Raw genomic sequence first — 24,445 nt, forward strand, 5'->3', positions numbered from 1 at the left:
CCCCGGTTCAGCGGTCGTTCTGGGCCAGCCGCAGCAGATGGTCCGCGAGGGCCTGGCCACCGTTCGGGTCGCGGCTGATCAGCATCAGGGTGTCGTCACCCGCGATGGTGCCGAGGATGGCCTGGAGTTCGGCCTGGTCGATGGCCGAGGCGAGGAACTGGGCCGCGCCCGGCGGTGTGCGCAGCACCACGAGGTTGGCCGACGCCTCCGCCGAGATGAGGAGTTCGGAGGAGAGCCTGCGCATCCGCTCCTCCTTGGCGGAGCCGCCCAGCGGCGCCTGCGGGGTACGGAATCCGCCCTCGCTCGGCACCGCGTAGATCAGCTCCCCGCCGGTGTTGCGGATCTTGACCGCGCCCAGCTCGTCGAGGTCCCGGGAGAGCGTCGCCTGGGTGACGCTCAGCCCGTCGTCGGCCAGCAGCTTGGCCAGCTGGCTCTGGGAGCGCACCGGCTGCCGGTTCAGGATGTCCACGATCCGGCGGTGGCGGGCCGTGCGGGTCTGCGGCACGGACGGCCCGCCGTGCTCGGATTCCTGCGCCTCGGTCATCGTCGTCGCCTCATTCTCCGGATCGTCATGCTCCGGATCGTCCGTCCCCGTATGCCGCGTCGAGAGCGCCCGGCAGGATCCGCAGGAACGCGTCCACCTCGTCGTCACCGATGATCAGCGGCGGCATGAGCCGTACGACATCGGGGGCGGGCGCGTTCACCAGGAGCCCGGCTCCCTGGGCCGCCTGCTGCACCTGTGGTGCGAGGGGTCCGGTGAGCACGATACCCAGCAGCAGTCCCGAGCCGCGGACATGGGAGACCAGGGGGTGTTGGAGTCCCTCGACCCCCACCCGGATCCGCTCGCCGAGCCGCTTCACCTGGTCCAGGGTGCCGTCGGCGGCGAGGGTGTCCAGGACCGCGAGTCCGGCGGCGCAGGCGATCGGGTTGCCGCCGAACGTCGTGCCGTGCTGGCCGGGCTTGAGCAGGTCGGCCGCCGGTCCGAAGGCGACGGCGGCGCCGATCGGCAGTCCGCCGCCGAGCCCCTTGGCGAGGGTGACGACATCGGGCTCGACCCCCTGGTGGGCCTGGTGCTCGAACCAGTGGCCGCAGCGGCCGATACCGGTCTGCACCTCGTCCAGGACGAGCAGGGTGCCGGTGGCCCGGGTGATCTCCCGGGCCGCCTCCAGATAGCCCTTGGGCGGCACGACCACACCGTTCTCGCCCTGGACGGGCTCGATGATCAGCAGGGCCGTGTCGGTGGTCACCGCGGACCGCAGCGCCGCCACGTCCCCGTACGGGACATGGGTGACGTCGCCGGGCAGCGGCAGGAAGGGCTCGCGCTTCTTCGGCTGGCCGGTGAGGGCGAGCGCGCCCATCGTCCGGCCGTGGAACCCTCCGTCGGTGGCGACCATGTGGGTGCGTCCGGTGAGCCGGCCGATCTTGAAGGCGGCCTCGTTGGCCTCGGCACCGGAGTTGGCGAAGTAGACGCGGCCGGGCCGGCCGAAGAGCTGGAGCAGCCGTTCGGCGAGCGCGACGGGCGGTTCGGCGATGAAGAGGTTGGAGACGTGCCCGAGGGCGGCGACCTGCGCGGAGACGGCCTCGACGACGGCGGGGTGGGCGTGGCCCAGCGCGTTCACCGCGATGCCGCCGACGAAGTCGAGGTACTCGGTGCCGTCCGCGTCCCAGAGGCGGGCGCCGGAGCCGCGGGTCAGGGACAGCGCGGGGGTGCCGTAGTTGTCCATGAGCGCGCCCTGCCACCGCTGCGAAAGCCCGGCGTTGGTCATGCTTCCCCCTGTGTCGCGTGCTGTGCGTCGGGCACGACCATCGTGCCGACTCCCTCGTCGGTGAAGATCTCCAGCAGGATCGAGTGCTGGACCCGGCCGTCGATGACCCGGGCGGTCTCGACACCGTTGCGTACGGCGTGCAGGCAGCCCTGCATCTTGGGGACCATGCCGCTGGAGAGGTCCGGCAGCAGCTTCTCCAGCTCGGTCGCGGTCAGGCGGCTGATCACGTCGTCGCTGTGCGGCCAGTCCTCGTAGAGGCCCTCGACATCGGTGAGGACCATCAGCGTCTCGGCGTTCAGCGCGGCGGCGAGCGCGGCGGCCGCGGTGTCGGCGTTGACGTTGTAGACGTGGTTGTCGTCGGCGGAGCGGGCGATGGAGGAGACGACCGGGATGCGGCCGTCGTCCAGCAGCGCCTGGATGGCCCCGGTGTCGATCGCGGTGATCTCGCCGACCCGGCCGATGTCGACGAGTTCGCCGTCGATGGTGGGCCGGTGCTGGGTGGCGGTGATGGTGTGGGCGTCCTCGCCGGTCATGCCGACGGCGAGCGGGCCGTGCTGGTTGAGCAGCCCGACGAGTTCGCGCTGGACCTGTCCGGCCAGGACCATCCGTACGACGTCCATCGCCTCGGGCGTGGTGACGCGCAGACCGGCCTTGAACTCGCTGACCAGACCCTGTTTGTCCAGCTGGGCGCTGATCTGCGGGCCGCCGCCGTGCACGACGACGGGCTTGAGGCCGGCGTGCCGCAGGAAGACGACGTCCTGGGCGAAGGCGGCCTTCAGCTCCTCGTCGATCATGGCGTTGCCGCCGAACTTGATGACGACGGTCCTGCCGTGGTGCCGGGTCAGCCAGGGCAGCGCCTCGATGAGGATCTGTGCCTTCGGCAGTGCGGTGTGCTTGCGGGCCGTACTCATGAGCTGTACGCGCTGTTCTCGTGGACGTAGTCCGCGGTGAGGTCGTTGGCCCAGATGACGGCCGATTCGGTGCCCTCCGCGAGGTCGGCGGTGATCGTGACCTCCCGGTAGCGCATGTCGACGAGGTCGCGGTCCTCACCGACGCCGCCGGCCCGGCAGACCCAGACGCCGTTGATGGCGACGTTCAGCCGGTCGGGCTCGAAGGCGGCCTTCGTCGTACCGATCGCGGACAGGACACGGCCCCAGTTGGGGTCCTCGCCGTGGATGGCGCACTTGAGCAGGTTGTTACGGGCGATGGAGCGGCCCACCTCGACGGCGTCGTCCTCGGTAGCGGCGTTGATCACCTCGATCCGGATGTCCTTGGAGGCTCCCTCGGCGTCGCCGATCAGCTGGCGGGCGAGGTCGGCGCAGACGGTCCGTACGGCCTCGGCGAACTCGGCCTGCTCCGGGGCGATTCCGCTCGCCCCCGAGGCGAGCAGCAGCACGGTGTCGTTGGTGGACATGCAGCCGTCGGAGTCGACCCGGTCGAAGGTGGTCCGGGTGGCGTCGCGCAGCGCGGAGTCGAGGCCCGCGGCGTCCACGTCGGCGTCCGTGGTGAGGACGACCAGCATGGTGGCGAGGCCGGGGGCGAGCATGCCCGCGCCCTTGGCCATCCCGCCGACGGTCCAGCCCGCGCCGCCCGCGACGGCCGTCTTGTGCACGGTGTCGGTCGTCTTGATGGCGATGGCGGCCTTCTCGCCGCCGTGCTCGCTCAAGGACGCGGCGGCCTTCTCGATGCCCGGCAGGAGCTTGTCCATCGGGAGCAGCAGGCCGATGAGTCCGGTCGAGGCGACCGCGATCTCGCCCGCGCTGTGTCCTTCGAGGACCTCGGCGGCCTTCTCGGCGGTGGCGTGGGTGTCCTGGAAGCCCTGGGGTCCCGTACAGGCGTTGGCCCCGCCGGAGTTGAGGACGACGGCGGTGACCTCGCCGCCCTTGAGCACCTGCTCCGACCAGAGGACGGGGGCGGCCTTGACGCGATTGGAGGTGAAGACGCCCGCGGCGGCGCGACGCGGCCCGTTGTTGACCACCAGGGCCAGGTCGGGGTTACCGCTCTCCTTGATTCCGGCGGCGATGCCCGCCGCCGTGAATCCCTGTGCTGCCGTGACGCTCACGGTGCCACTCCGATCGTGGAAAGACCTGTGCTCTCGGGAAGTCCGAGCGCGATGTTCATGCTCTGCAGGGCCCCGCCCGCGGTGCCCTTGGCGAGGTTGTCGATGGCGCTGATCACGATGATCCGGCCGGCCGCCTCGTCGTACGCGACCTGGATCTGCACGGCGTTGGAGCCGTACACGGACGCGGTGGCGGGCCACTGGCCCTCGGGGAGGAGGTCGACGAACGGCTCGTCCGCGAACGCCTTCTCATAGGCATCGCGCACGGCCCCCGCGTCGACGCCCGGCTTCGCCTTCGCGCTGCACGTGGCGAGGATGCCGCGGGGCATGGGCGCGAGGGTCGGGGTGAAGGAGACGGTGACCGGCTCACCGGCGGCGGCGCCGAGGTTCTGGATCATCTCCGGCGTGTGCCGGTGGACACCGCCGACGCCGTACGGGGTCATGTTGCCCATCACCTCGGAGCCCAGCAGGTGGGGCTTGGCCGCCTTGCCCGCGCCGGAGGTGCCGGACGCGGCGACGACGACCGCCTCGGGCTCGGCGAGCCGGGCCGTGTACGCGGGGAAGAGCGCGAGGGAGACGGCGGTCGGGTAACACCCGGGCACGGCGATGCGCTTGGCGCCTTCCAGCGCCCCTCGGCCGCCGGGCAGCTCGGGCAGACCGTAGGGCCATGTCCCGGCGTGCGGGGAACCGTAGAACTTCTCCCAGTCGGCGGCGTCCTTCAGCCGGAAGTCGGCGCCCATGTCGACCACGAGGACGTCATCGCCGAGCTGCTCGGCCACCGCGGCGGACTGGCCGTGCGGCAGGGCCAGGAAGACCACGTCGTGTCCGGCGAGCACCTCGGCGGTGGTGGGCTGGAGCACCCGGTCGGCGAGCGGCCTCAGGTGCGGTTGCAGGGAACCGAGCGACTGCCCCGCGTTGGAGTGGCCCGTGAGGGCGCCGATCTCGATCTCGGGGTGGACCAGCAGGAGGCGGAGCAGCTCCCCGCCGGCGTATCCGCTTGCCCCTGCCACCGCTGCACGTACCACCATCGATATCCTCCTCGTCGATGGCATGACTATACGCAGCGCTGCACTTTTATGCAAAGAACCGGCGGACTGTACCGGAAGCATGAACGTTACGGCCCGTACATCGGGGACCGAAATTCCGGGCCGGGGCGGAGCGGGACGGCACAGCGGTGTGCGCACCGGTCCACCGAAGATGTCCGGCGGCCGGGAGGGGAACCCGCCCCGAACCGCGCCGGAAACGACAAAGGGCAAGGAGTAGGGACTCCTTGCCACTCTCAAGGTATAGCCCACCGGGGGGCTTGCGGCAAGGCCCCGGTCGTACCGCAGAATGATCGGCCAAGGCCAGAACCTGCGGAAATGACAGATCCACGAGCTATGCAATGTTTTGTCAATGTATGCATGGGTTGCATGGGTCCATCGGACCGCCGGGGAACTCCCCGTGCGTTCACGGGCACTCGGCACCCCGGTGCGGATCTGCGAGCCGCTGGACCGCGCTGAGCGGCCGGACCGCGCTGAGCGGCCGGCCGAATTCCACTTTCGTTGAATGGGCGTTCTGATGATTGACGTGATCGTGGCCGGCGGCGGACCGACCGGCTTGATGCTGGCCGGTGAGCTGCGGTTGGCCGGAGTGCGGGTGGTCGTACTGGAGAAGCTGACCGAGCCGACCAAGGAGTCCCGCGGGCAGGGCCTCCACGCGCGCAGCGTCGAGATCATGGACCAGCGCGGCCTCCTGGACCGGTTCCTCGCGGTCAGTGAGAAGTTCCGGGTCGGCGGTCTCTTCGGCGGCATCATGAAGCCGTGGCCCGACCGGCTGGACACCGCGCACCCGTACGGTCTCGCCACTCCGCAGCCGGTCAGCGAGCGGCTGCTCCACGCACGGGCCCTCGAACTCGGTGCCGAGATCCGGCGCGGCCACGAAGTGGCCGGGCTGAGCCAGGACGAGGAGGGAGTGACCGTCGGGCTGACGGACGGCACGCACCTGCGCTCGCGCTACCTCGTCGGGTGCGACGGGGGCCGCAGCACGGTGCGCAAGCAGCTCGGCGTCGGCTTCCCCGGCGAGCCCGCGACGGTCGAGACGCTCCTCGGCGAGATGGAGGTGACCGCGGACCCGGCGACGATCGCCGCCGTCGTCGAGGAAGTCCGCAAGACCCAGCTGCGGTTCGGTGTCGCCCCCGGCGAGGACGGGGTGTGCCGCATCGTCGTGCCCGCCGACGGGGTGTCCGAGGACCGTGCGACCGCGACGACCCTCGAAGAGTTCAAGCGGCAGCTGCGAGCGGTCGCCGGCACCGACTTCGGCGCGCACTCGCCGCGCTGGCTGTCCCGGTTCGGCGACGCCACCCGGCAGGCCGAGCACTACCGGGTCGGCCGGGTGCTGCTGGCCGGCGACGCGGCGCACGTCCACCCGCCGACCGGCGGGCAGGGGATGAACCTCGGTGTGCAGGACGCGTTCAACCTCGGCTGGAAACTGGCCGCCGAGGTCAACGGCTGGGCGCCGGAGGGGCTGCTCGACAGCTACCACGCCGAACGCCACCCGGTGGGCGCACGTGTGCTGAGCAACACCCGGGCACAGATCACCCTGCTGGGGACCGATCCGGGTGCCACCGCACTGCGGGAGCTGTTCTCGAAGCTGATGGACTTCGAGGAGGTGAACCGCTACGTCACCGGGATGATCACCGCGGTCGAGGTCCGCTACGACTTCGGCGAGGGCCACGAACTGCTCGGCCGGCGGATGCGGGACATGGAGCTGAAGCGGGGGCGCCTCTACGAGCTCATGCGCGACGGCCGCGGACTGCTGCTCGACCGGACCGGCCGGCTGTCGGTGGCGGGGTGGGCGGACCGGGTCGACCATGTCGTCGACGCCGTCGAGGAACTGGACGCGCCCGCGGTACTGCTGCGCCCGGACGGCCATGTGGCGTGGGCCGGTGACGACCAGCAGGATCTGACCGACCGGCTGCCCCGGTGGTTCGGCGCCGCCACCGGCTGAGCGCCCGGTCGCGGCCCGGAGGGCGGGACGCGCTCACCCTCCCGCCCTCCCTGTACGCCCACGCCCGCCGCTTCCCGCGCACGCCGGGGAAGCGGCGGGCGACTCCGGAGGTCTAGCGGACCGTCGGCGGCACCGGGTCCCGTCCGAGGAACGCCACGAACCGGTCCATCGCCGACGCGTCCTCGGCCACGGGAACGATCTCGCCGAAGGCCATGCCCTCGCCCCGGAACTGCGGCGGCAGCGTGGCCTGCGCGCGGGCGAGGCCGGCCGTCGCCTCCTGCTCGGTGTACGGGACCGGCTGCCCGGTGGCGACCGCCAGGTCCCAGCCGTGGGTCAGGTACTCCATGAGGGTCATGTTGAACACCTGCCCGGCCGGCATCTCGCGGCCGGTGACGGGGACCTCGCGGTCGAAGCCGTACTTCTTCCATCCGGACACCACACCCGCCGCGGCCTGACGGAACTCGGCCGCCGGGTCGGCGCCGCAGCGGTGGTTCGCGGCGTCACCCTCGTACGTACGCCCGTGGCTGCCCGCCTCGAACACGAGGATCCATCCGCCGATGTGACGGATCAGCGTCCCGACGTCGTACTCGTCGCACGGGGTGGGGAGATTCAACTGGTCGGCGGCGACACCGCCGATGACATCGGCGGTCTTGGACAGGACACCTTCGAGCAGATCGACTTCGTTCATGTCCGGAGTGTAGGAGCGGACCCGGACGCCGACGCGGAGTTGACGGAACACGGCACGTACCGCCGGCGCCCGGACCCCGCGCGCCCGCGGCCCTGCCGCCGGTGGGGGCGAAATCAGGTGCACTCCCGGGACCCGTGCGGGAAAATGGCCCCTCCCGTGCGGCGGACCATCGCCCCGGCCTTCCCCTCAGGCCGTCCGGCCATGCGGCTGTGTGCGGTACGGGGCCCCTGAGCCGAGAAAGAGATCACCATGACGTCCCTCCACGACCGGGCACTCCTGCTCCGCTCGCTGCACGTGCCCGGCAGGCCCCTCGTACTGCCCAACGCCTGGGACGTGGCCTCCGCGCGACTCGTCGAGGCGGCCGGAGCCGCGGCCGTCGCCACGACCAGTGCGGGCGTCGCCTGGTCGCTGGGATCGGCCGACGGCGACCGGCTGGAGCGCGATGCCGCCCTCGCTCTCATCTCCCGTATCGCCGCCGCGGTGAGCGTCCCCGTCACCGCCGACATCGAGAGCGGCTTCGCCCGTACCCCCGCCGAACTGGCCGACACCGTGCGGGGGGGGGTGCTCGACGCCGGTGCCGTCGGAGTCAATCTTGAGGACTCCCTCCGCTCCGGGGCACACCCGTTGCGACGGCCTGCCGAGCAGGCCGCCCCTATCACGGCCGCACGGTCCGCCGCGGACGCTGCGGGCGTACCGCTCTTCCTCAACGCCCGGATCGACACCCACCGGCTGCGCCCCGCGGATCGCGACTCCTGGCTCAAGGAGACCCTGGACCGGGCCCGCGTCTACGTCGAGGCGGGCGCGGACGGGGTGTTCGTCCTGGGGACCTTCGACGAGGCGACCGTCTCGGCCCTGGCCGACGGGGTACCGGGCCCGCTGAACCTGCTGACCGGGCCGGGCGCGCTCCCGGTCCCCACGCTGGCGAAGCTCGGCGTCGCCCGCGTCAGTGCGGGCTCGGCGATCGCCGAGGCCGCCTACGCCCTGGTCGACCGCAGTGCGCGCGAACTCCTCACCACCGGGACGAGCACGACGCTGGCGGACGGCCTCGACCACGGCACACTCAACGCCGCGATGCCGGGCGGGCCGGCCGCTCCCCCGCCGGCGTAGCGCGCCCGGATCGCTCCCGGCGCGCACGGCCTCTCACACACCGAGGCTCCGGGCGGGAAAGCCCGCACGCGCCGCGAGCGCGGTCAGCTCCTCGGTCCGTGCGGCGCGCAGGCACACCACCGGATAGCAGTCCGACTCGATGTCGAGGACGGCCAGCGCAGCGCCGACCTCCCGGTAGTGGCGGCCGCAGGCGTCCAGGAACTCGGCGGTCGGCAGGAGCATCTCATGGGCGTCGAAGAGCACCCAGGGGTCCACGGACGGACGGGACGCGAGAGCGGTCAACCGGCCCCGTACCTCGGTGGGGTCCTCCTTCCAGTCGAACTCCGCGAGCAACCGGTGCTCGTCGAGCGCGTCGATGAGCGCTATCCAGGCGAGGTTGGGAACGGCCTCCTCGATACCCCGGTCCTCCAGCCGGTCCGCGTGGTCACGCACATAGCCGTCGGGGTCGACGTGGGCGTGCCGCACCCGTTCGGCGACTGCCGGGCTGCCGGGCGCGAGCAGGGTGGCGATGGCTTCCAGGGACGTGGCGACGGCGTCGGTGCCGGACATGATGCGCACTCCTTCGACGGCCGCGCGACTGCGGCCGGTACACGGCTGCGGGCGCCCTGTTCGGCGTCCTTGTGGCACCCTCCCACGGGGGTACGACAACGGGCCGCGCGCCGCCGGACGGCAGGGGCGAAGGCCCCCCCGCGCGCGAAGGACGGACAAGGACGGACAGGGAGCGACGGCCGTCCGGAACACCGCGGGCGCGGGGGCGGCGGCGGGCACATGGCCGGTGTCCTGGCCGGGGCCGGGGCGGGGGGCGGAAGGTGCGGGCGTCGGCCTCACGCATCACTATGCGTCCCCCGACGGTACGGAACTCGCCGGTACGGAACTCGCCGGTACGACGACGCTCCGCTTCCGGACCGAGGACGAGCTCCGCTCCTCGCTGCGGGCCGCGGGCTTCGAGGTCGTACGGATCTACGGATCTACGGATCTACGGATCTACGGATCTACGGATCTACGGATCATGGAACCGCGAGCCCGTCGGTGCGGGCGACGCGGAGTCCTCGTGCTCGCTCACCGGTAGTGCGTGGTGCGGGGCACGGGGGGCCGGCCGAGGAGCCGGCCGACGTGTTCCGTCGGCCGGCCGGCTCGGCCGTGGGCCCGATAGGGTCCTGGACCGGTCAGAGCACGCCGCAGTCGGCGATGGTGACCTTCGCGCGGGTGCGGCCGTTCGGCGTGCCGAGGCTCTCGATCTTGCGGACGAGCTCCATGCTGTCGTCGCCGTCGACCTCACCGAAGACGACGTGCTTGCCGTCCAGCCACGAGGTCACGACGGTGGTGACGAAGAACTGCGAACCGTTGGAGTTCGGTCCGGCGTTGGCCATGGACAGCAGCCCCGGACGGTCGTGCGTGAGCTTGAAGTTCTCGTCGGCGAACTTCTCGCCGTAGATGCTCTTGCCGCCCGTGCCGTCACCGCGGGTGAAGTCGCCGCCCTGCAGCATGAAGTCCGGGATGACCCGGTGGAAGGAGGAGCCCTTGTAGCCGAAGCCCTTCTCGCCGGTCGCCAGGGCGCGGAAGTTCTCCGCCGTCCTGGGCACGACGTCGTCGAACAGGTTGAAGTTGATGCGCCCTGCGGGCTCGTCATTGATGGTGATGTCGAAGAAGACCTTGGTTGTCATGGAGCCATCCTCACACTCCTGACAACCACAGGTGAAACCCGGGGATACCCGGTGAATCACAGCGCCGGGGGCCCGAGCCGGTCTCACGGGCGTCGGAGCGCCGCGCACGCCGCCTCGACCAGGGCCATTTTCCGCGGGTCGTCGGCGATGCCGGTACCCATCCGGTTCATGACATAGCCGAGGGCGATGCCGGACTCCGGATCGGCCGGGCCGCGGGATCCGCCCGCACCGTCGTGGCCGACAGCCCGGGGATGGGGACCGTACGACCGGTTCGGGCCGCTCAGCCACACGCCGAGTGCGATCTCGGCGTCGTGTGCGAAGCCCCCGCCGACGACCAGGTCCCGGCAGCCGCCCTGGCCCTCGCGGACGCGTTCCGCCGCCTGCCGGGAGAGGATCCGGCGGCCGTCCAGGCTTGCCGTGCCCGGCCAGGACTCCGTACAGCGACGCGACCGCGCGGGCCGTTCCGTGGCCGTTGGCCGCGGGGATCTCGGCGGCCCGCCACTCGGGCGTATTGGCCACGGCCCGGCCCGTGGCGAGGTTGAGCGGCGGGGCGACGGCCACCGGCTCCAGGTGCGCCAGGAGCGCGGCCTGTGCGGCCCTCGCGGGCTTCGCCCGGACGAGTTCGGCGACGCGGTGCGTGTCCTTCTCCGGGAGGCCGCTCGTGAAGTCGATGCCGAGCGGTCCGGTGATCTCCTGCCGCAGGAACTCCCCCGGCAGCAGGCCGGTGATCCGGCGGACCACTTCGCCGACCAGGAATCCGAAGGTGATCGCGTGGTAGCCGGACCGGGTGCCGGGCTCCCACCAGGGTTCGGTGGCCGCCGGCCGGGTGCAGGTCAGCTCCCCGTCGTACAGCTCGGCCAGGCTGTGCGGCTGCCGGAGACCGGCCAGGCCGGAACGGTGCGACAGGAGGTGGCGTACGAGGACGGACTCCTTGCCCGCCCCGGCCAGTACCGGGCGACGGGTGCCTGGAGGTCGAGCAGCCCGCGGTCGGCCAGGATGTGGGCGCAGAGCGCCGTGGGGCCCTTCGTCGTGGACCAGGCGTGGACCAGGGTCTCCCGCTCCCAGGGGGCGGGTCCGGGCCTCGTCGGCCCAGCCGCCCCGGAGGTCGGCCACCGGTGCGCCGTCCAGCAGGACGGTGACGGCCGCGCCCAGCTCGTCGCGTTCGGTGACGTTCCGCCCGAACGCCTCACGCACCCCGCGAACCGTTCGCCGCAGTGACCGTGGATCCGCGGCACGGTGGCCTCCTCGTCCCGGGCGCGTGCCCGTGGGAACCCTGACGCCCCGCAACATACCGACTGGTCGGACGGGCGGGAAGACGCCGGGAGCAGCGGCGGGAGTCGGCCGGGGCATCAGTGGGCGACGCCGGGAGCAGCGGTGGGGAGGCACTCGGGGAAGCAGTGGGCAGGTGCTGGGGGTATCAGCGGATGCCCGCTTCGAGGTTCAGGCTCCAGTAGCCCGGCAGACCGGTCAGCGTGAGCGTGGAGAGCGGGCGGACGTCCACGTTCCAGTACGCCGACGGCGGAGCGTTGAGCGCGTAGACGAGAGCGGCGCGGATCACCGCGGGTTCGGCGACCGCGACGATGGCGCCGTCGCGGACGGGGCGGGTGTCCAGCCAGCCCCCTATCCGCGAGATGAAGGCGAGCAGCGATTCTCCGCCGTGCGGGGCGTGGCGCGGATCGGCGAGCCAGGCGTCGACGGCACCCGGTTCACGGGCGGTGACCTCGGCCAGCGTCAGCCCCCGCCAGCGGCCCATGTCGCAGTCGCGCAGCGCGGGCTGCGCCATCGGGGCGTAGCCCAGCGCGTCCCTGGTGGCCCGGCTGCGCGGGGTGGGCGAGCAGTAGCGCAGTTCGGCCCCGCCGAGCGGCACCAGGGTGTGCGCGACGAGCTGTATCTCGTGCCAGCCGGCGTGGTCGAGCGGCCGGTCGTCGTCGAAGCGCTCGGCCAGCAGGGACGAGCTGCGGGCCGCGGCGACCAGGGAGACTCGAACACTCATGGCGGCGATCGTGGGGCCGAACGTCACGCCGGTCAAGAGGGCGCCGCACGGGAATCCGGGTCAGGCCGGCCGCAGCGACATCCACCTCTCCGGGTGGTCCAGTCCGGTGAAACCGACCTTCTCGTAGACCCCGTGGGCATCGTCGGTGGCCAGCAGGAGCCGATGGACGCCGGTGGGGGCGAGATGGTCGCGGACTGCCTCGACGATCCGGATGCCGAGCCCGTGACCGCGGGCCGCCCGGTCGACGTACACATCGCAGAGCCAGGCGAAGGTGGCCAGGTCGGTCACGACCCGCGCGTAGGCGACCTGTTCGCCCGATGCCCTGTCGTACGCGCCGAAGTTCAGCGATCCGGCGATGGCCCGGTCCTGGTGTTCGCGGGTGCGCCCCAGCGCCCAGTAGGCGTCGGTGGAGAGCCAGTTGTGGATACGGGCCGGGTCGAGCCGGTCCGGGGCGGACGATATCTCGTAACGGTGCTCGGGCGTTTCGGTCATGCCCGGAGGCTATCGCCCCGGGGCGGCCCGGCGAAGAGTTCGTCGCAGGCCGCGCGCAGACGCCGTACGCCCTCCGCGATCTCGGCCGGTCCGGAGACCGCGGCGAAGCTCAACCGGACGTGTCCTGCCGGGGGTTCGGCGCAGAAGTACGGCCGGCCCGGAGCGATGGCGACTCCCGCGCGCAGGGCCGCGGAGATCACGGCGGGCTCGTCGGCACCCGCGCCGTCCCCGGGGAGCCGCAGCCAGAGGCTGCCGCCGCCCGAGGGGACGAGCGGCAGCGCCAGCTCCGGCAGCACCTTCAGGAGCGCGGTGGTCATGGCGGTGCGACGGTTCCGCAACTCGGCCGCCACCACCCGCAGATGGCGCCCCCAGGACGGGGCGCCGACCAGTTCCAGCGCGGCTTCCTGGAGCGGGCGGGGGACGAAGAAGCTGTCGACGACCTGAATGGCCCGCAGCCGTTCCAGGACGGGGCCCCGGGCGGCCAGCGCGCCCACCCGGAGGTTGGGCGAGGTGGCCTTGGTGAGCGAGCAGACGTGGACGACGACCCCGTCCGGGTCGTCGGCGGCCAGCGGCGCCGGGAGCGGCCCCGCGTCCTCGTGGACGAGGCGGCGGGCGAAGTCGTCCTCGATGACGAACGCTCCGGCGGCGCGCGCGATCCTGACGACCTCGGGGCGTCGCCCTGCCGCGAGGACGGCGCCGCTGGGGTTCTGGAAGAGCGGCTGGCAGACGAAGACCCGGGCCCCGGTGGCCCGGAACGCGGCGGCGAGCAGATCGGGGCGCACCCCGTCGGAGTCCGCGGGCACGGGCACGGGGCGCAGTCCGGTGGCGCGGGCCACGGCGAGCATCCCGGGGTAGGTGGGCGATTCGACGAGGACCGGGGCGCCGGGCGGGGCGAGGGCGCGCAGGGCGGTGGCCAGGGCGCTCTGTCCGCCCGAGGTGATCAGGACGTCGGCGCCGGAGACGGCCGGGCCGATCTCGCGGGCGAACCAGGCGCGCAGTTCGGGAAGCCCGTCGGTGGGCGGCCTCCCCCAGGCGCCCGGCCGGCGCCCGGCCCGTGCCAGTGCGGCGGACAGCGCCCGCTCGGGCTGGAGCGAGGAGTGGAGATAGCCACCGTTGAACTCGATGACGCCGGGCGGCGGGGCGGCGAGGGTGACCAGGACGCCGGAGGCGTCGACGGTGCGCGGCACCACCTCCGGGCCGCCGTCTCCGCTCAGGGACACCTCCTGCCAGGAGGTGTCGCCGGGGGCGGGGACGGCACCGCGGGGCTCCGCCCGGAAGGCTCCGGAGCCGGGCCGGGTGACGACGAGCCCTTCGGCGGCGAGCTGGGCGATGGCCCGGGAGACGGTGACGGGGCTGACCCGGAAGCGCTCCACGAGGGCACGACTGGATGGCAGTTTCCCACCGGGTGAGTAGCGGTTCAGCTCCCCCCGGAGGGAACCGGCCAGTTCGGCGACGCTGCTACGCTCTTGCATGACAGCACAGGATAGCGCTACTGGAGCGACCTCGATAGCGGTCGCTCCCTCGATGTCGACGGGTGCTCCGGACGGCGCGGCCACCCGGCCGTCGGCCGCGGCCGACCCGTCGGTGGGCATACCGGCGGCCCCGGACCCCTCGGAGGCCCGCAGCGGCACCGTGCTCGCCGGGCTCGGCGTCGTCGCGTTCTCGCTGACCTTCCCCTCCACCGTCTGGGGGCTGGAGAGCTTCGGCCCCTGGTCCCTGGTCGCGCTGCGCAGTGTGCTCGCCGCACTGATCGCGGGCAGCGTGCTGCTGGCCGCCCGGGTCCCGCTGCCCGACCGCCGCCACTGGGGTCCGCTCGCGGTCGTCGCGGGCGGTGTGGTGGTGGGCTTCCCGCTGCTGACCACCCTTGCCCTGCGGACCTCCACCACGTCGCACGCCGCGGTGGTGGTGGGGCTGTTGCCGCTGACCACGGCGGTGTTCGCGTCGCTGCGTACCGGGGCACGCCCTTCCCGTACGTTCTGGATCGCCGCGCTGGCCGGGGCGGCCGTGGTGATCGCCTTCACGGTGCGGGAGAGCGGCGGGGCCGTGTCGTCCGGTGACCTGTACCTCTTCGGCGCGCTGCTGGTGTGCGCGGCCGGGTACACCGAGGGAGGCAGGCTGGCCCGGGTGATGCCCGGCTGGCAGGTGATCGGCTGGGCGCTGATCCTCTGCCTCCCCCTGGCGGTGGCGGGCGCAGCGGTCGCGCTGCCCTTCGAACCGGTGCACCTGACCGCGCACGGCGTCATCGGCCTGATGTGGGTGGCCGCGGTGTCGACCTTCCTCGGCCTGTATGTCTGGTACCGGGGCATGGCGGAGATCGGCGTACCCCGGGCCAGTCAGCTCCAGCTCGCCCAGCCGCTGCTGACGCTGGTGTGGTCGTTCCTCCTCCTCGGCGAGACGGTCTCGGCGGCGGCACCGGTCGCCGCGGTGGCCGTGCTCGTCTGCATCGCGGCCACCCAGCGGGCGGGCGGCCGACGGGGCGGGCGCACGGGAGACCGGCCCCGGGGGGGAACGCGGGGGCGAACAGAGGACGGGGCGGAGGGCCGCGCGGAAGCCGGGACCGAAGGCAGGGCGAAGGGCCGGGCAGGAGGCGAACCCGCCGTACGGTCATAGACTTGTCGACATGGACCGCCACCCGTGAGGAGGTCACTCCCGATGGAGGCACACACCGGCGACCGGCTGCTGACGCACGGCAGGACCGTGGGGCAGCACGACCGCGTCGCGGAGATCATCGAAGTGCTCGGCGACGGGGGCGCGCCCCCCTACCGGCTGCGCTTCGAGGACGGTCACGAATCACTGATGTCACCCGGGCCCGACAGCGTCGTCCAGCACACCGCGCAGAAGGACCGGGAGCCGTACTAGCGAGCGGCCGGGGGCCGGGGCCGGGACATTCCTCCGGCCCCGGCCCCCGTACGTCCGCTCAGTCCGGTGCACGTACCCGGCTGGGGTAGTGGTCGGCCACCACCCGCGCCAGGGCGCCGATCCGGTCCGCCGTCACGGACCTGCCCGAGAAGAAGATGTGCCCGTCCACCTCGCCGTGGTCGCGGGCGAACGTGAGGTGCCGGGAGAGTTCGGCCGGGTCCTGCCAGGCGGCGGGCTGGGCCGGGTCACCCGCCTTGTACAGCGCCTCCCCCACGTACAGATCGACACCCGTGCCCCGGACGACCTCGTCCCACCAGGGCAGCAGCTTCGCGTAGTCGGCCGCGGCGAACCCGATGTTCCAGTAGATCTGCGGGCAGATGTAGTCGATCCAGCCCTCCTTGATCCACTTACGGGTGTCGGCGTACAGGTCGTCATAGGTCTCCACCCCGGCACGGGTGTCCGACCCGAGCGGGTCGCTCGCGACGTTGCGCCACACCCCGAAGGGGCTGATCCCGAACCGGACGTCCGGCTTGACGCTCCTGATCAGCTCGGCGGTCTCGCGCACCAGCCGGTCGGTGTTGTCACGCCGCCAGGCGGCCCGGTCCGGGAAGCCCGCGCCGTACCGCGCGTACGCGGCGTCGTCGCCGAAGACCTGGCCGGCCACCGGATACGGGTAGAAGTAGTCGTCCCAGTGGACCGCGTCGATGTCGTACCGGCGCACGGCGTCCAGCATCGCGTCCTGGACGAAACGGCGGACCTCGGGCAGACCCGGGTTGTAGTAGAGCTTCCCGCCGTACGGCAGGACCCAGTCCGGGTGCAGCCGGGCCGGATGGGTGGCGATGAGCCTGGAGGGGTCGGTGTGGTTCGCCACGCGGTACGGGTTGAACCAGGCGTGCAGCTCCAGATCCCTCCGGTGCGCCTCGCTCACGGCCGTACCGAGCGGGTCCCAGCCCGGGTCCTGCCCCTGGACGCCGGTGAGGCACTGGGCCCAGGGTTCGTACGGCGAGGGCCACAGCGCGTCGGCGGTCGGCCGGACCTGGAGGACCACGGCGTTCAGCCGGAGCTCCACCGCCCGGTCCAGATACGCGATCAGCTGCGCCCGCTGCTCCGCCGCCGGACGGCCCGGCGCCGAGGGCCAGTCCAGGTTGGCGACGGTGGCGATCCACATACCGCGCAGCTCGCGCGCCACGGAGCCGTGACCGTGGCCGTGGCCCTTCCCGTGCCCGTGCCCGTGCCCGTGTCCATGGCCGCTCCCGTGACCCCTCGCGGAGCCCCGCGCGGAGTCGGCACCGCGCGCGGCCGCACCCGAGGACGCCACCGCGTCACCGGCCGCCGTCAGCGCGGCCACCACCCCGGCCGCGCCCGCCACAAAAGCTCTTCGACCCACCTGCGACATCTTCACCCACCCACCGTTTCGCTTCCTCTGTGTACGGCATCGGTAGCCGTGCGTGACGCTGATCATGCCCGCTCACGGCCGGATGACCCGCGGACCGGCGGGGCCGGATCGCGGAGTAACGTCGTGGGGTCGAGGCGGGCACCGGAATCACACGGGACCCTGCGATACGGAGAACAGCGAAAGGCACGAGGTGACGGACTCTATGGCCGACATTGCACGCGTCGGAGTGGTGGGCTGTGGCCAGATGGGCGCAGGTATCGCGGAGGTGTGTGCGCGCAGCGGCCTCGAAGTGAAGGTCGCCGAAACCACCGGCGAGGCGCTGGAGATCGGCCGCACCCGACTGCACAACTCCCTCTCCAAGGCCGCCGAACGCGGCAAGATCACCGAAGAGGAGCGCGACGAGACCCTCGGCCGCCTCAGCTTCACCACCGACCTCGGTGAGTTCGCCGACCGCGATCTCGTCATCGAGGCCGTCGTGGAGAACGAGCAGGTCAAGACCGAGATCTTCCAGGTGCTCGACCAGGTGGTGACCCGGCAGGACGCGATCCTGGCCTCCAACACCTCCTCCATCCCGCTGGTGAAGCTGGCCGTCGCGACCTCGCGCCCGGACCGGGTCATCGGTATCCACTTCTTCAACCCGGCCCCGGTGCAGAAGCTCGTGGAGCTGATCCCGGCGCTGACCACCTCGGACGAGACCATCGCGCGCGCCGAGGCCGTGGTCCACGACGTGCTCGGCAAGCACGCGATCCGTGCCCAGGACCGGTCCGGCTTCGTCGTGAACGCCCTGCTCATCCCGTATCTGCTCTCCGCGATCCGGATGTTCGAGTCGGGCATCGCCAGCCGCGAGGACATCGACAACGGCATGGAACTCGGCTGCGCCCACCCCATGGGCCCGCTGAAGCTCGCCGACCTGATCGGTCTGGACACGGTGGCCTCGGTGGCCGACTCGATGTACGCCGAGTTCAAGGAGCCGCTGTACGCCGCTCCCCCGCTGCTCCAGCGGATGGTCGACGCGGGCCGGCTCGGCCGCAAGACGGGCTCGGGCTTCTACCCGTACGCCTGAGCTGCGGAGCTGTCACCCCAAGGGCCGGCCGGGCACCCCCGACCGGCCCTTCGCACACCCTCGGCGTACCCGCCGCGCGGTCCCGTCTTCACCCGCCGCGCGGTCCCGTCTCCACCCGCCGCGCGGCCCCGCGCGCATCCCGGCAGGGCTCTCACCCCAGCCGCACATGACGCAGCATCAGCAGCGCGGCGGCCATATTGGCCGCGGGCACCTCGCCCCGGGCGATCAGGTCCGGGATCAGCTTGAGCGGTATCCACTCGCGGCGCGAGGACTCGAAGCCGTCCTGCGGAGGGCCGGTGTAGTGGGCCTCCCGCGACCAGAAGAGGTGGTGCCGGGCGTCGGTGAGCCCGTTGGCCGGCTCCACGGTCATCAGCGGGTGCAGTTCGCCGGGGCGCCAGCCCGTCTCCTCCTCCATCTCCCGGGCGGCCGCCGCGGCGATGTCCTCGCCGTCCTCGACCACGCCCGCGGCGAGTTCCCAGCCCCAGCTGTCGGTGATGAAACGGTGCCGCCACAACAGCAGTACCTCATCGGCCTCGTTGACGACGGTGGCCGCGGCGACGGGTCTGAGCCGGATGACGAAGTGGTCGAGATGACGGCCGTCGGGGAGGACGACGTCCGCCAGGTTCACCCGGAACCAGGGATTCTCATACACATTCTGTTCGCTCGCGTTTGTCCACTGCACAGTGCTGCCGCCTTTCGACACGTCGATGGCACATGGCAGCAGGGTCCGTCCCGCGGGGGAACGCACGGAGCGGTGTACGGGGGAGCTCACAGAGGCACGCGCAGTGCCCCGTCGATGACTTCGGCCGTCCGCGCCGCTTCGGCGCAACCGCTCGCCGTCAGCTGCTCCCGCACCGAGCGGAGCCGGTCGCGCAGCCGCCGGGAGTCCATCCCCCGGGCCCCTTCGGCCATTTCGGCGGCCGTGCGCGCGGCGCGGTCCGCCTCGCCCTGGAGCAGTTCGATCTGGGTCAGCATCGCCAGCCGGTGCACCCTGCCCCGGTCGTGCGCCGGGGCGCGCACCGCCGAGACCGCGTGCTGCCGGGCGGCGGACACATCCCCGAGGGTGAGCAGCGCCTCCGCCACCTGTACGTCGACCAGCCCCGGCTGGACGTATCCCGTCTCGTCCGGCTCCCCGCCGGGCAGGACGCGGTCCGCCTCGGACTCGGCACGGCGGATGCACGCCAGGGTGCTGGCGGAGTCCCCGAGCCGGGCGTACGCCTTGGCCTGCATGGCGTACAGATCAGCGGCCAGCGCCGGGGTGATGTGCGCTCCGGCGGCCCGCAGCGCCGCCTCGGCGAAGGCGACGGCACGGCGGTGGTCGGCGAGGAAGAGCGACTGGTTGACCAGCAGGGCGATCACATAGGCGCCCAGGCCCCGGTCCCCGCCGGCCTTGGCCAGGCGCAGCGCCTGGTGGAAGTAGCGCTGCGCCAGTCCGTGGGCGTCGGAGTCGTACGCGCAGATGCCCGCGACGGCCACCAGCCCGGCCGTCGCCCGGTGCAGCCGCCGGCCCAGCTCGTCGCCGCAGCCGCCGCGCAGCAGGGGCGCGGCCCGGGCGTTGAGGAAGCCGACGACCCGGGAGCGGGTCGCGATGCCGCCCGCCTTGCGGTACATCTGCTCGTAGTGGTCGCGGGCCGCCCGGAGCGTCACGATGTCGGCCGTGCTCACCCGGGTCTGCCCCGGCCGGGAGACATCGGTGTCCTCCGGCGGGTTCTCCCACTCCCAGACCGGCATCACCGCCGTCGTTCCGGTGACCGCGGGGGCGGTGGCGAGGTGCGGGCGTCGCTGCTCGTCCCAGCGCCACAGCGTGGTGGCCCGGTCGACGAATCCGGAGAGCGACATGCTGTGCGCCGTGGCGTTCCCGCCGGACGCGCCCATGCCGATGTCGTCGAGGGCGACCGGGCGTCCCAGGCGGGTGCCGAGGACTTCGCAGATCAGATCGGGCACCTGGCCGCGCGGGCGCTGTCCCTTCAGCCACCGGGACACCGCGGTGTGTTCGTAGCGCAGGCACAGGCCGCGGGCCCGGCCCGCCTGGTTGATGTGCCCGGCGAGCCCCGCCCGGGAGACACCGGCCTCGTCGATCAGGGCTTCGAGCAGGATGTTGGGCTCCATTGGCCCCCCCGTCGTGCGTCGCGATGAGCCTAAGGGCTGTCCCGTGATCCGCGGCGGGACAGCCCTAGTGGAGCACGATTCACACGGGGTGTGAACGGAATGCCCGAACCATCCTGCTGTGCACCCTGTCGCGCCGGTTCGCGTATCGGTTGACTGGCCGTCTCGCAAGAGGCGGCCGGGTCGTCGGCTCCCCCTCGTACAGACGACGACCCGCACCCGCGCCGTCCGCCCTGCCGGCCTGCCCGACGCTCCGAGGCAGGGCGGACGGCGCCGGATCGCACGACCCACTGCCCAACGAAGAGGAGGGTGGCTGCGGATCGGAGTCCGGGACCGATTTCCTCCCGGTTCCGTCTCCGGGTTCCGCGTGCGGTCCCTCCGCCGTTCGGCGGGACATGAGGAGGGGCGTATCCGGTGACCGGATACGCCCCTCCCCGCTGTGCCGGGTGCCTGGGTGCTACGCGCCGCGCAGCACCGCGCCGGTGCGCTCGGCGGCCAGCGCGACCGCGCTGTCGCGGGCGGCCGACGCCTCCTCGACGGTCAGCGTGCGGTCCGCGGCGCGGAACCGCAGCGCGTACGCCAGGGACTTGCGGCCCTCGCCGATCTGGTCACCGGTGAACACGTCGAACAGCCGCAGCGATTCGAGGAGTTCACCCGCGCCGTCGCGCAGGGAACGCTCCACCTCGGCGGCGGGTACGTCCTCGGCGACGATCAGCGCGACGTCCTGGGTCGCCACCGGGAAGGTGGAGATCCGGGGCGCCTGGAGCGCGCCGTCGACGGCCCGCTCCAGGACGTCGAGCTCGACCTCCATGGCACAGGTCCGCTCGGGCAGGTGGAGCTCCTTGATGACCCGCGGGTGCAGTTCGCCCGCGTGACCGAAGAGGGTCTCCTCGCCGTTCACGGTGACGAACAGCGCGGCGCAGCGGCCTGGGTGCCACGGCTCGTGCCGGTCGGCGCGGACGGTCAGCTCGACGCCCGCCTCACGGGCGATCGCGCGGGCGGCCTCGATGGAGTCGGCCCAGTCGGCGGGGCGGCCCTTGCCCCACCAGCCGGCCTGCTCGCGGGCGCCCGCGAGGACGACGGCGGCGCGGCGCGGCTGGCGCGGCAGCGCCGCGTCGAGTCCGGCGATCTCCTCGGCGGAGGGGCGCCGGTCGACGGGCAGCCGTACGGCCTGTGTCTCATGGCCGGTCGGCCGGAAGACGAGCCCGGTCTCGAAGAGCGCGAGATCGTGGCTGCCGCGGCCGTCGTTGCGCCGCAGTGCACCGAGAAGGCCCGGCAGCAGCGTGGTGCGCAGCGCCGGCTCCTCGTCGGAGAGCGGGTTGACGAGCTTGACCGTGCGGCGGCGGGCGTCGTCCTCGTCCAGACCGAGCTGGTCCAGGACGGCGTCGCCGATGAACGGGTAGCTCAGCGCCTCGACGTAGCCCGCCCCGGCCAGCACCCGGCCGATGCGGCGGTGCAGCCGCTGGCGGTCGGTGAGACCGCGGCCGGACGGCGGCGTCGGCAGCGTGGACGGGAGGTTCTCGTAACCCTCCAGCCGGATGACCTCTTCGGCCAGGTCGTTCGGCTCGGCGAGGTCGGAGCGCCAGGACGGCACCGTGACGATCAGTTCGTCCTGCCCGTAGACATCGCAGCCGACCTGCTGGAGGCGGCGTACGACGGTCTCGCGGCCGTACTCCACACCGGCGACCCGGTCGGGGTGGTCGGCGGGCATCGCGATGGTGCGGGGCGCGGAGGGCGCGCTGATCTCGGTGACGCCCGCCTCGGCGGTGCCGCCCGCGAGGAGCACCAGCAGGTCGACGGTGCGCTGCGCGGCAGCGGCGGCGGCCTGCGGGTCGACGCCGCGCTCGAAGCGCTTGGACGCCTCGGAGGACAGCCGGTGGCGGCGCGCGGTCCGGGCGATCGCGATCGCGTCGAAGTGCGCGGCCTCGATGACGACCTCGGTGGTGAGCGTCTCGCCGTTGCGGGCGTCGGCGATCTCCGTGTTGGCACCGCCCATGACACCGGCGAGGCCGATCGGCCCGCGGTTGTCGGTGATGACCAGGTCCTCGGCGTCCAGCACCCGCACGGTGCCGTCGAGCGTGGTCAGCTTCTCGCCCTGCTGGGCGCGGCGCACCCCGATCGGCCCGTCGACACGGGTGCGGTCGTAGGCGTGCAGCGGCTGGCCGAGCTCCAGCATCACGTAGTTCGTGATGTCGACGGCCAGCGAGATCGCACGCATCCCGGCCTTCTGCAGACGGCGCTGCATCCAGATCGGGGAGCGTGCCTCGGGCTGGAGGCCGGTGACGGTCCGCGCGGTGAAGCGGTCGCAGCCGATCGGGTCGGCCACCTTGACCGGGTAGCCGTAGGCGTTCGGCGCGGGCACGTCGAGGAGGGCCGGGTCGCGCAGCGGCAGCCCGTAGGCGATGGCCGCCTCGCGGGCGACGCCGCGCATGGACAGGCAGTAACCCCGGTCCGGTGTGACGGCGATGTCGAGGACCTCGTCGACGAGCTGGAGCAGCTCGATCGCGTCGGTGCCGACCTCGTGCTCCGGCGGCAGCACGATGATGCCGTGCGTGCCGTCGTCGCCCATGCCGAGCTCGTCGGTGGAGCAGATCATGCCGTGCGAGGTATGGCCGTACGTCTTGCGTGCGGCGATCGCGAAGTCGCCGGGCAGGACGGCGCCGGGCAGGACCACGACGACCTTGTCGCCGACGGAGAAGTTACGGGCTCCGCAGACGATCTCCTGCGGCTCACCGGTGCCGTTGGCGGTGCCGACGTCGACCGTGCAGAAGCGGATGGGCTTCTTGAAGCCCTCCAGCTCCTCGATGGTCAGGACCTGTCCGACGACCAGGGGGCCCTTGAGCCCGGCGCCGATCTGCTCGACGGTCTCGACCTCGAGGCCGACGGCGACGAGCTTGGCCTGTACGTCACGGCCGGTCTCCGTCGCCGGCAGGTCGACGTACTCCCGCAGCCAGGAAAGCGGGACGCGCATCAGATCTCCATCCCGAACGGCCGGGTGAACCGGACGTCACCCTCGACCATGTCTCGCATGTCTTCGACGTTGTGGCGGAACATCAGCATCCGTTCGATGCCGAACCCGAAGGCGAATCCGCTGTACTTCTTGGGGTCGACGCCGCAGGCGATGAGCACCTTGGGGTTGACCATGCCGCAGCCGCCGAGCTCGATCCAGCCCTCGCTGCCGCAGGTGCGGCAGGGGCGGTCCGGGTTGCCGACGGACTCGCCGCGGCAGACGTAGCAGACCATGTCCATCTCGGCGGACGGCTCGGTGAACGGGAAGAAGTTCGGCCGCAGCCGGGTCTTCATGTCCGCTCCGAAGAGCGCCTGGACCATGTGGTCGAGGGTGCCCTTGAGGTCGGCCATGGTGAGGCCCTCGTCGACGGCCAGCAGCTCGATCTGGTGGAAGACCGGGGTGTGCGTGGCGTCGAGCTCGTCGGTGCGGTAGACCCGTCCCGGGCAGACCACGTAGACGGGCGGCTTGCGCTCCAGCAGGGAGCGGGCCTGGACCGGCGAGGTGTGCGTGCGCAGCACGATGCCGGACTCGTCGCCCGTGGTCGTCCTGCCGTCGGGCGTGGTGCCCTGGACGAAGAAGGTGTCCTGCGTCTGCCGGGCCGGGTGGTCGGGCACGAAGTTCAGGGCGTCGAAGTTGAACCACTCCGCCTCGACCTCGGGGCCCTCCGCGATCTCGTAGCCCATGGCCACGAAGACGTCCGCGACGCGCTCCATGATGGTCGTGAGGGGGTGGCGGGCTCCTGCCGGGGTGCGGTCGTAGGGCAGGGTGACGTCCACCGCCTCCTCGACCAGTACCCGGGCGTCCCGCTCGGCCTCCAGTTCCGCCTGACGGGCGGCGAGGGCCTTGGAGACGGCGCCGCGGGCCTGGCCCACGCGCTTGCCCGCCTCGGCCTTGGCCTGCGGCGGCAGAGCGCCGATCTCCCGGTTGGCGAGGGACAGCGGCGAGGTACCTCCGGTGTGCGCGGTCTTCGCCTGGGCGAGCGCGTCGAGGTCGCCCGCGGCGGCGAAGGCGGCGAACGCCTCGTCCCGCATGCGCTCGATCTCTTCCGGTTTCAGTGCCTCGACCTCGACTGGGTCGTACGACTTGTTCGGTGCCGACATCTCTTCCCGTGCTTCCGATTGGCTGATACTGCTCTTACCGGGGGATACCCCCGGACCCCCGTGGCCCCGCTCGACGCCTGGAGGACACAAAGGTGCCAAAGGTCGAGTCTAAGGGCCGCGGTGGGTGGAGGGGGCCGTGGGCGGCTCAGGGCCC

At 72.3% G+C, this 24,445-nt stretch carries 21 protein-coding genes and 1 pseudogene; 5 read left to right on the plus strand and 17 right to left on the minus strand.

Translation table 11 applies throughout. The features are described from left to right. Positions 1-7 precede the first annotated feature (7 nt). From OG251_RS07120 to argC, 5 genes are read right to left on the minus strand one after another with little or no spacing between them, the layout of a single operon-like run. A complete protein-coding gene (locus OG251_RS07120; protein WP_073729331.1) occupies positions 8-544 on the minus strand; it encodes an arginine repressor in 537 nt (178 codons plus the stop codon). Positions 545-569: 25 nt separating this feature from the next. Next, a complete protein-coding gene (locus tag OG251_RS07125; protein WP_326676355.1) occupies positions 570-1,766 on the minus strand; it encodes an acetylornithine transaminase in 1,197 nt (398 codons plus the stop codon). Continuing rightward, positions 1,763-2,677, minus strand: a complete 915-nt coding sequence (gene argB, locus OG251_RS07130) for an acetylglutamate kinase (protein WP_326676356.1) — start codon at positions 2,675-2,677, stop codon at positions 1,763-1,765. Before argB ends, OG251_RS07125 begins: the two co-directional genes overlap by 4 nt. Then, complete coding sequence (gene argJ, locus OG251_RS07135; protein ID WP_326676357.1) at positions 2,674-3,828, minus strand: bifunctional glutamate N-acetyltransferase/amino-acid acetyltransferase ArgJ; 1,155 nt, start codon at positions 3,826-3,828, stop codon at positions 2,674-2,676. Before argJ ends, argB begins: the two co-directional genes overlap by 4 nt. Then, complete coding sequence (argC, locus tag OG251_RS07140; protein WP_326676358.1) at positions 3,825-4,853, minus strand: N-acetyl-gamma-glutamyl-phosphate reductase; 1,029 nt, start codon at positions 4,851-4,853, stop codon at positions 3,825-3,827. The genes argJ and argC overlap by 4 nt, the downstream gene beginning before the upstream one ends. Positions 4,854-5,385: 532 nt before the next feature. Here argC and rox point away from each other — a divergent pair. Continuing rightward, the gene (gene rox, locus OG251_RS07145) at positions 5,386-6,813 is read left to right on the plus strand and encodes a rifampin monooxygenase (RefSeq protein ID WP_326676359.1); all 1,428 of its coding nucleotides are present in this window, start codon (positions 5,386-5,388) and stop codon (positions 6,811-6,813) included. A 112-nt stretch (positions 6,814-6,925) separates the two neighbouring features. On the opposite strand, the gene OG251_RS07150 is transcribed toward rox, so the two are convergent. Next, entirely contained in the window at positions 6,926-7,501 is a 576-nt protein-coding gene (locus tag OG251_RS07150) for a TIGR03086 family metal-binding protein (RefSeq protein WP_326676360.1), read from the minus strand. A 249-nt stretch (positions 7,502-7,750) separates the two neighbouring features. Between OG251_RS07150 and OG251_RS07155 the strand changes: the two genes are divergently transcribed. Further along, positions 7,751-8,608, plus strand: a complete 858-nt coding sequence (locus tag OG251_RS07155; RefSeq protein ID WP_326676361.1) for an isocitrate lyase/PEP mutase family protein — start codon at positions 7,751-7,753, stop codon at positions 8,606-8,608. Between the two features lie 33 nt (positions 8,609-8,641). On the opposite strand, the gene OG251_RS07160 is transcribed toward OG251_RS07155, so the two are convergent. From OG251_RS07160 to OG251_RS07185, 6 genes and pseudogenes are all read right to left on the minus strand, one after another. Beyond that, positions 8,642-9,157 carry a DUF6630 family protein gene (locus OG251_RS07160; protein ID WP_326676362.1) on the minus strand — a complete coding sequence of 172 codons (516 nt, stop codon included), beginning with the start codon at positions 9,155-9,157 and terminating at the stop codon, positions 8,642-8,644. 617 nt (positions 9,158-9,774) lie between these two features. Continuing rightward, the gene (locus OG251_RS07165; RefSeq protein WP_326676363.1) at positions 9,775-10,272 is read right to left on the minus strand and encodes a peptidylprolyl isomerase; all 498 of its coding nucleotides are present in this window, start codon (positions 10,270-10,272) and stop codon (positions 9,775-9,777) included. Between the two features lie 83 nt (positions 10,273-10,355). Beyond that, a pseudogene (locus OG251_RS07170) lies at positions 10,356-11,462 on the minus strand (serine hydrolase domain-containing protein). Between the two features lie 227 nt (positions 11,463-11,689). Beyond that, positions 11,690-12,265: a histidine phosphatase family protein gene (locus tag OG251_RS07175; protein WP_326676364.1), complete on the minus strand. Its 576-nt coding sequence runs from the start codon at positions 12,263-12,265 to the stop codon at positions 11,690-11,692. A 60-nt stretch (positions 12,266-12,325) separates the two neighbouring features. Continuing rightward, the gene (locus tag OG251_RS07180) at positions 12,326-12,757 is read right to left on the minus strand and encodes a GNAT family N-acetyltransferase (protein ID WP_326676365.1); all 432 of its coding nucleotides are present in this window, start codon (positions 12,755-12,757) and stop codon (positions 12,326-12,328) included. Continuing rightward, positions 12,754-14,229: an aminotransferase-like domain-containing protein gene (locus OG251_RS07185; protein ID WP_326676366.1), complete on the minus strand. Its 1,476-nt coding sequence runs from the start codon at positions 14,227-14,229 to the stop codon at positions 12,754-12,756. Before OG251_RS07185 ends, OG251_RS07180 begins: the two co-directional genes overlap by 4 nt. Between OG251_RS07185 and OG251_RS07190 the strand changes: the two genes are divergently transcribed. Beyond that, on the plus strand, positions 14,228-15,367 hold the full coding sequence (locus tag OG251_RS07190; RefSeq protein ID WP_326676367.1) for a DMT family transporter: 1,140 nt from the start codon (positions 14,228-14,230) through the stop codon (positions 15,365-15,367). The genes OG251_RS07185 and OG251_RS07190 overlap by 2 nt on opposite strands. 42 nt (positions 15,368-15,409) lie before the next feature. Further along, the gene (locus OG251_RS07195) at positions 15,410-15,616 is read left to right on the plus strand and encodes a DUF1918 domain-containing protein (RefSeq protein ID WP_326676368.1); all 207 of its coding nucleotides are present in this window, start codon (positions 15,410-15,412) and stop codon (positions 15,614-15,616) included. Between the two features lie 58 nt (positions 15,617-15,674). Here OG251_RS07195 and OG251_RS07200 read toward each other — a convergent pair whose 3' ends face one another. Further along, positions 15,675-17,012 (minus strand): glycoside hydrolase family 10 protein, encoded by a 1,338-nt coding sequence (locus OG251_RS07200; protein ID WP_326681176.1) that lies wholly within the window; start codon positions 17,010-17,012, stop codon positions 15,675-15,677. Positions 17,013-17,214: 202 nt separating this feature from the next. Here OG251_RS07200 and OG251_RS07205 point away from each other — a divergent pair, with 202 nt between their 5' ends. Continuing rightward, positions 17,215-18,075 carry a 3-hydroxybutyryl-CoA dehydrogenase gene (locus OG251_RS07205; RefSeq protein WP_073729305.1) on the plus strand — a complete coding sequence of 287 codons (861 nt, stop codon included), beginning with the start codon at positions 17,215-17,217 and terminating at the stop codon, positions 18,073-18,075. 151 nt (positions 18,076-18,226) lie between these two features. Here OG251_RS07205 and OG251_RS07210 read toward each other — a convergent pair whose 3' ends face one another. The 4 genes from OG251_RS07210 to pheS all read right to left on the minus strand — a co-directional run bounded on the left by OG251_RS07210 (position 18,227) and on the right by pheS (position 24,291). Next, entirely contained in the window at positions 18,227-18,757 is a 531-nt protein-coding gene (locus tag OG251_RS07210) for an NUDIX domain-containing protein (RefSeq protein ID WP_326676369.1), read from the minus strand. An 86-nt stretch (positions 18,758-18,843) separates the two neighbouring features. Beyond that, positions 18,844-20,184 carry a transcriptional regulator gene (locus OG251_RS07215; RefSeq protein WP_326676370.1) on the minus strand — a complete coding sequence of 447 codons (1,341 nt, stop codon included), beginning with the start codon at positions 20,182-20,184 and terminating at the stop codon, positions 18,844-18,846. 454 nt (positions 20,185-20,638) lie between these two features. Continuing rightward, the gene (gene pheT, locus OG251_RS07220; RefSeq protein WP_326676371.1) at positions 20,639-23,152 is read right to left on the minus strand and encodes a phenylalanine--tRNA ligase subunit beta; all 2,514 of its coding nucleotides are present in this window, start codon (positions 23,150-23,152) and stop codon (positions 20,639-20,641) included. After that, positions 23,152-24,291, minus strand: a complete 1,140-nt coding sequence (gene pheS, locus OG251_RS07225) for a phenylalanine--tRNA ligase subunit alpha (protein WP_326676372.1) — start codon at positions 24,289-24,291, stop codon at positions 23,152-23,154. Before pheS ends, pheT begins: the two co-directional genes overlap by 1 nt. Positions 24,292-24,445 lie beyond the last annotated feature (154 nt).

This window comes from Streptomyces sp. NBC_01237 (genome assembly GCF_035917275.1).
Taxonomy (GTDB): Bacteria; Actinomycetota; Actinomycetes; order Streptomycetales; family Streptomycetaceae; genus Streptomyces.

Excerpts from the sequence above, each read along its gene's own strand:
- OG251_RS07180 (WP_326676365.1), bottom strand. The coding sequence starts at position 12,757 with ATGACCGAAACGCCCGAGCACCGTTACGAGATATCGTCCGCCCCGGAC.
- OG251_RS07165 (WP_326676363.1), bottom strand. The coding sequence starts at position 10,272 with ATGACAACCAAGGTCTTCTTCGACATCACCATCAATGACGAGCCCGCA.
- OG251_RS07150 (WP_326676360.1), bottom strand. The coding sequence starts at position 7,501 with ATGAACGAAGTCGATCTGCTCGAAGGTGTCCTGTCCAAGACCGCCGAT.
- OG251_RS07190 (WP_326676367.1), top strand. The coding sequence starts at position 14,228 with ATGACAGCACAGGATAGCGCTACTGGAGCGACCTCGATAGCGGTCGCT.
- OG251_RS07125 (WP_326676355.1), bottom strand. The coding sequence starts at position 1,766 with ATGACCAACGCCGGGCTTTCGCAGCGGTGGCAGGGCGCGCTCATGGAC.
- OG251_RS07215 (WP_326676370.1), bottom strand. The coding sequence starts at position 20,184 with ATGGAGCCCAACATCCTGCTCGAAGCCCTGATCGACGAGGCCGGTGTC.
- OG251_RS07160 (WP_326676362.1), bottom strand. The coding sequence starts at position 9,157 with ATGTCCGGCACCGACGCCGTCGCCACGTCCCTGGAAGCCATCGCCACC.
- OG251_RS07200 (WP_326681176.1), bottom strand. The coding sequence starts at position 17,012 with ATGTCGCAGGTGGGTCGAAGAGCTTTTGTGGCGGGCGCGGCCGGGGTG.
- OG251_RS07195 (WP_326676368.1), top strand. The coding sequence starts at position 15,410 with ATGGAGGCACACACCGGCGACCGGCTGCTGACGCACGGCAGGACCGTG.
- OG251_RS07205 (WP_073729305.1), top strand. The coding sequence starts at position 17,215 with ATGGCCGACATTGCACGCGTCGGAGTGGTGGGCTGTGGCCAGATGGGC.
- OG251_RS07120 (WP_073729331.1), bottom strand. The coding sequence starts at position 544 with ATGACCGAGGCGCAGGAATCCGAGCACGGCGGGCCGTCCGTGCCGCAG.
- rox (WP_326676359.1), top strand. The coding sequence starts at position 5,386 with ATGATTGACGTGATCGTGGCCGGCGGCGGACCGACCGGCTTGATGCTG.
- pheT (WP_326676371.1), bottom strand. The coding sequence starts at position 23,152 with ATGCGCGTCCCGCTTTCCTGGCTGCGGGAGTACGTCGACCTGCCGGCG.
- OG251_RS07175 (WP_326676364.1), bottom strand. The coding sequence starts at position 12,265 with ATGAGTGTTCGAGTCTCCCTGGTCGCCGCGGCCCGCAGCTCGTCCCTG.
- argC (WP_326676358.1), bottom strand. The coding sequence starts at position 4,853 with ATGGTGGTACGTGCAGCGGTGGCAGGGGCAAGCGGATACGCCGGCGGG.
- argB (WP_326676356.1), bottom strand. The coding sequence starts at position 2,677 with ATGAGTACGGCCCGCAAGCACACCGCACTGCCGAAGGCACAGATCCTC.
- OG251_RS07155 (WP_326676361.1), top strand. The coding sequence starts at position 7,751 with ATGACGTCCCTCCACGACCGGGCACTCCTGCTCCGCTCGCTGCACGTG.
- pheS (WP_326676372.1), bottom strand. The coding sequence starts at position 24,291 with ATGTCGGCACCGAACAAGTCGTACGACCCAGTCGAGGTCGAGGCACTG.
- OG251_RS07185 (WP_326676366.1), bottom strand. The coding sequence starts at position 14,229 with ATGCAAGAGCGTAGCAGCGTCGCCGAACTGGCCGGTTCCCTCCGGGGG.